The sequence below is a fragment of the Candidatus Pelagibacter communis genome (genome assembly GCF_001179845.1).
In the GTDB taxonomy this organism is placed as follows: domain Bacteria; phylum Pseudomonadota; class Alphaproteobacteria; order Pelagibacterales; family Pelagibacteraceae; genus Pelagibacter; species Pelagibacter ubique_Q.
Genome location: NZ_CVSB01000054.1, coordinates 1 through 692, shown reverse-complemented (window position 1 = coordinate 692; position 692 = coordinate 1). Strand labels below are relative to the sequence as shown.

General features: G+C 25.0%; 1 protein-coding gene. It reads left to right on the top strand.

All coding sequences use genetic code 11. The features are described 5' to 3' along the window. Positions 1-11: 11 nt before the first annotated feature. Positions 12-692, top strand: a 681-nt coding sequence (locus AMN81_RS05620; protein WP_256998239.1) for a DUF4422 domain-containing protein, incomplete at its 3' end; no start/stop codon positions are given.

The following is a 692-nucleotide window of genomic DNA, read 5'->3' as shown; positions in this document are numbered from 1 at the left end:
ATGGTGATAATATAGCACACAAAAACTATAATTATTCCGAAACATCTTTTCATTACTGGTATTGGAAAAATATCTTAAATCAAAATTTAAACAATGATTGGTTTGGGATGTGTCAATATAGAAGATATTTTGTTAAATATGAATATAAAGATCTAATTAAAAATTCTGCTGGTATGCAAGGTTACTATCCTTATATAAATAATTTTAATGATTTAGAAAAAATACTGCAGAAAGAACCTTCGCCAGAATGGAATGGATTTGATGTAATTCTTTGTGAACCATGGAGTGTTGCTGTGAATAGTAAAATGAAGTTATTAAAGAGAGGAATTAAATCAATAATTAATGATCCATTGATACTTTTTGATAAGAAAAAACACAATATAAAATTACACTTTGAAATGTTTCATGGTTATGACAACCTTAATAAAGCAATAAATGTAATGCACAAAAAAGATAAAAAAGATTTTATAAATTATATTTCCGAAAACAACATGCTAAGCGGACATTGTATTTTTTTTTCCAATAATACAAAGTTAATCAATAATTTTTATACGGATCTTTTTGATTGGCTCTTTAAATGTGAATCAATTTTTGGATTTAATTTAAAAGGATACGATAACCAAAGAATATATTCTTTTTTAACTGAGAGATACACGCCTTTTTGGTTTAACAAATATGCAAAAGTTAAATAT